6 protein-coding genes are annotated in these 3,056 nt (G+C 67.0%); all 6 read right to left on the bottom strand.

Annotated features, from left to right (window positions below; genetic code table 11):
* Positions 1-372 (bottom strand): ferredoxin (locus AB1609_19490; GenBank protein ID MEW6048627.1); only part of this gene is annotated, 372 nt, incomplete at its 3' end.
* Entirely contained in the window at positions 302-478 is a 177-nt protein-coding gene (locus AB1609_19485; protein ID MEW6048626.1) for a hypothetical protein, read from the bottom strand. The genes AB1609_19485 and AB1609_19490, both read right to left, overlap by 71 nt.
* A 4-nt stretch (positions 479-482) precedes the next feature.
* Positions 483-1,055: a 2Fe-2S iron-sulfur cluster-binding protein gene (locus AB1609_19480; GenBank protein ID MEW6048625.1), complete on the bottom strand. Its 573-nt coding sequence runs from the start codon at positions 1,053-1,055 to the stop codon at positions 483-485.
* Positions 1,056-1,264: 209 nt separating this feature from the next.
* Positions 1,265-1,504, bottom strand: a complete 240-nt coding sequence (locus AB1609_19475; protein MEW6048624.1) for a hypothetical protein — start codon at positions 1,502-1,504, stop codon at positions 1,265-1,267.
* 422 nt (positions 1,505-1,926) lie between these two features.
* On the bottom strand, positions 1,927-2,604 hold the full coding sequence (locus tag AB1609_19470) for a corrinoid protein (protein MEW6048623.1): 678 nt from the start codon (positions 2,602-2,604) through the stop codon (positions 1,927-1,929).
* A 114-nt stretch (positions 2,605-2,718) separates the two neighbouring features.
* The coding region (locus AB1609_19465) for a cobalamin-dependent protein (protein ID MEW6048622.1) at positions 2,719-3,056 on the bottom strand (338 nt) is incomplete at its 5' end.

Genomic DNA, 3,056 nt, shown 5'->3' with positions numbered 1-3,056 from the left:
CTCCCTCACCAGCGCAATCTCCGTGTTGGTCCCCACGTCTACGGCCAGCGCCACCCCCCGGTGCTCCCCAAGCCGGGTGGCGAGGATCACCCCCACGTGGTCACCACCGACGTAACCCGCTACGCAGGGCATGAGGTGCACGTACGCCCCCGCCGCAAAACTCAAAGCCAGTTCCCTCGCCTTCACGTCCACGGGACCGGTCAGGGCCGGCACATAGGGCGCGCGCACCAACTGCCCCACCGGCAGGCCCAGGAGCAGGTGGTGCATGGCCGTGTTCCCGCATACCACCGCTTCGCAAATGTCAGCCGTCTCGCATCCAGCCCGGCGGCAGAGTTCCGCAGCCAGACCGTTCAGCCCCCTCCACCACCGCACCCCGGATGCGGCGGTAGTTATCCGCCGACACGGAGGCATAGCCCAGCCGCGACACCACGTCCTCGCCGTAAGCTATCTGAGGATTGAGGACGGCTCCCGACTCCACGATCTCACCGGTGTCCAGGTACCAGGTACGCCGCCACCTTCGTCGTCCCCAGGTCGACAGCCAGACCCCAGAGAGGCGCGCACCGCGGCCGCACCCCGATGACCTCGTCACCGCGGATCACCGCCCACCCCCCGAAATCCCAGCGCCTCAGCTCGTCTGACAGTGCCCGCAACACCTCCAGATCGTGGCGCATCCCGGCTCCCACCGCCGGGGCCACCCTGTCCGCATCGCCCGCACGTTCGCCCACCACCGGCGGATCAAGCCGGAACTCCACCTGCCTGACCGCGGGCCGGGGATGCACCTCTTGCGCCCCCAGGACTCCCGCCACCTGGAGCCGGCCCCCCCTCAGGCGGTCGAGTTCCACCCGTACGTCCCCCAGCACCCTCACCCGGCACGCCAGCCGGTACCCCGCAACACCCTGCCGTGCCAGGAGCTCCAGCTCCTGCTCGTCGGCACCCGATACGGCCCCACTCACAACCTGCACCAGGCACCGGCCGCACCTCCCGTGACCCCCGCAGGTGGCAACCACACCCCAGTCACCCAGCTCACGACCGGGCAACTGGACCGCCTCAAGCACCGTCGCTCCTCTCGCACCTGCACCCGCCGACCGAGCGGCTGAAACTCAACTACGGGCACAGCGGATCCTCCTCCCCCGCCCGGGCGGTCACAGCCCGATAGGCAGTGAGCAGGTTGCCAGCCGAGGCCCCCTGCGGCACCACTCCGGAGCACGTCCCTACCATCAGGCCCCCGCCGCTCCCCCCTTCGCAAGGCGCCTGCCCTCCTCCATTATCTCGTCTGGCGTGCCCCGCACGAGAAATCCACGGAAAGGCCTCCCACAGTGGTCACCAGCCAGCGGAGCGCCTCCGGCTCATCCGCAAGTAACGTCCCGGCGATCACGTCGATGAAGTCGGCTCCGGCCTCACGCTGCCGGGCAGCCTCCCGCACCACGGCCGCGGCATCCCGCCGGGAAACGACCGCCGCCACACCCTTCCTGCTGTTATTGATCCTCTCACCCACAATCAGCACCCTCGACACCTCCAGGCTACTCCTGGTGCCCGACTTCCCCCTGTACGGGCCGTTCGATGACGGCGACGGTCATGCACCCGGCGGACTTCCCTTGTTGGTCCACTGCACACGTCGTCCCTGACCCGGCAGCCAGCATCTCCACCAGGCATCTGACAGGGTCCCGTCTTGTTCTACGACTTCACACCATGCCCCACCGTCTCACATCGCTCTACATCGGGCGCCAGGGCGTATCCCAGCACCCTCCAGGAAGCGCTCGCGATCCTCCACCCTTATAACCGCAGGCGCGTAACCATCATTCATGTGGAGTCGGGCGATAACGAGATAAGTTTCCCCCGCAATCAAGACTCCCCATTGGCCTGTCGAATCCGGCCGGGGTCGAACGTGTCCCGGACGCGGTCGGGTCGGGGGCAGACCTGCTCGGGTTATAGCACGGCGGGCCAGGTGCGGCATCTCGCTACGGGCTCGGACCTGCGGACACGTAGTCTCTTGCCGCGGCGAGGAGTGTGGAGCAGGCTGGTGGCCACCTCCAGGGCGGCGAAGGCGTCGTCTGCATAGCCGTCGGCGCCTATGTCCCGGGCGAACTCCGCCGTGACCGGTGCCCCGCCCACCAGCACGCGTACCTGCGGCCGCAAGCCGGCTTCAGCGAGGGCGCGGATAGTGCGTTTCATGTGCTTCATGGTGTAGGTCAGCAAGGCAGAAAGGCCAAGCAAGTGCGGGCGGTAGTCTGCTACCGCCTGCACGAAGCGCTCAGGAGCAACATCCACTCCTAGGTCGACAACCTCATATCCCGCCCCCTGGAACACGATCCCCACCAGTGTCTTTCCGATGTCGTGCAGATCTCCCTGCACCGTACCCAGGACTAGGGTGCCAGCCTTTTGCTCCTGCGCCGACCGAAAATGAGGCACCAGCACGCCCAGGCCGGTACGCACGGCCCGGGCGGCCACCAGGACTTCGGGTACACAGAACTCACCGGTGCGAAAGAGTTCGGCCACCCGCTCCATGCCGTCCATGAGGGCAGTCACCAGCGCTCGGGGCGGAAAGCCAAGGGCCAGGCCTTCCTGCAGCAGGCTCCTGACCTCCGCTGCGGCTCCTCTAACCACACAGCCAGAGATAACTTCCCTGCTCACACGATGGACTGACATCGCCTCTCCTGCCCCCCGGGCCCGGCTGCGCGCGGGGAAGCGCTTCGCGAACGCAGCAACCCGACCGCCGGATCAGCCGACGCCCACCAGGCGCCTGGCCAGGCTCACGGCGGCAAAGGCGTTCTCCGCGTATCCGTCCGCCCCTATCTCCCGGGCAAACTGATCGGTGACGGGCGCTCCCCCCACCATCACCTTGACCGCATCCCGCAGGCCACTGCGCTCGAGAGCCTCGATGGTGCTACGCATGTTCAGCATGGTGGTGGTCAGTAGAGCCGACATACCTACGAGGTGTGGCTGTTGTTCTTTCACCACCTCCACGAATTTCTCCGGCGGCACATCAATGCCCAAGTCGGTGACGATGAAGCCCGCCCCCTGTAACATCATGGCCACCAGGTTCTTTCCGATGTCGT

The organism is Bacillota bacterium (assembly GCA_040754675.1).
Taxonomy (GTDB): Bacteria; Bacillota; Limnochordia; order Limnochordales; family Geochordaceae; genus Geochorda.
The sequence above is the reverse complement of the archived record's forward strand: the minus strand, read 5'-3'. Positions and strand labels throughout refer to the sequence as shown.